The organism is Rahnella sp. P4_A8 (assembly GCF_056402435.1).
This window is the reverse complement of record NZ_JBFUHK010000280.1, coordinates 1-960: the sequence shown is the minus strand read 5'-3', so window position 1 is coordinate 960 and position 960 is coordinate 1. Positions and strand designations below refer to the sequence as shown.

General features: G+C 44.3%; 2 protein-coding genes. Both read left to right on the top strand.

Going from position 1 to position 960, the window contains the following annotated elements; genetic code table 11:
• On the top strand, positions 1-424 hold a 424-nt coding region (locus AC1DUO_RS25430; protein ID WP_477989469.1), incomplete at its 5' end, for a peptidoglycan-binding domain-containing protein.
• A gap of 6 nt (positions 425-430) precedes the next feature.
• Positions 431-916 (top strand): hypothetical protein, encoded by a 486-nt coding sequence (locus tag AC1DUO_RS25425; RefSeq protein ID WP_119261137.1) that lies wholly within the window; start codon positions 431-433, stop codon positions 914-916.
• Positions 917-960 lie beyond the last annotated feature (44 nt).

Here is a 960-nt window from a genome sequence, read left to right as displayed (position 1 = left end):
TCCCTGGTTAAGTCCGATTACAGCAGATAAACAGACCGTGTACGTTACCGTTGTGAAGGTCACTGATGAGGAGTTAGATATTCTTATTAAAGATGAGACGTGGACGGTTCAGCGCAGCTGGTTTAACGAAGTTTGGGGTGGCGAATATATTCAGTTATTCCCGCAGACTCCGAGCGGTAAAAACGCCATCAACAATACAAGCCCTGAAGCTGACACCGCTTGGTTAGATATGACACTGAGCAAAATCCTGAACCTGCCATTCGGTAAAACGGGTCAGTGGGACAAAGATTTGATCAGGAAGGTTAAATTATTCCAACAACGGGAAGGTCTTATTGTTGATGGAAGGGTAGGTAAGGGCACACTGATGCAAATCGCTAAACGTACCGGCAACATGCCCGTGCTGCTTACAGAAGAAGAGCTCTAGGTTAAAATGCAAAACATTCATTTATCGGCTTACACAAGCCATTTAAACAAACAAAAAGTGAAGGTGGTAGTGCATCGCCCGCTCAGAAAAAGCCTTTATTCTCTGGGATTAGGTTGCCTATGCTTGTTGGCAGGTGCGATGGCAGGGGCTTATCTTCATATAAGTTATCTTAACTGGCAGAGTTACCGGATAAGTGTCAGTGAAGAATCCCGTCTTCCTTATAAGCAATCCCCCTTACATTACATCTATCAGGACAAAGCGATGCCTGCTGTTAGTCAGTCGGCCGATAGTGATGACGATACAAATGCTGATGAACAACTGCTGGAAGATACTTCATCTATGGAAAATGAGGCTCCGGAAGAGGCGCCGACAGGCGAAAGCGATGAAAGTCAAATCATGAAGTTAGATGAGGGAAGCCCGGATATACCATTACAAGAGTGGTTGGAAAAAGCGATGTTGGAACAGCAACAAGAAGAGAAGAGCGCAAAATAAAAGCATTTTTTTTGTAGTTCGGATTGCTTCTTACTGGTGTTTAA

Coding starts and splice junctions, on each gene's coding strand:
- AC1DUO_RS25425 (WP_119261137.1), top strand. CDS start 431: ATGCAAAACATTCATTTATCGGCTTACACAAGCCATTTAAACAAACAA.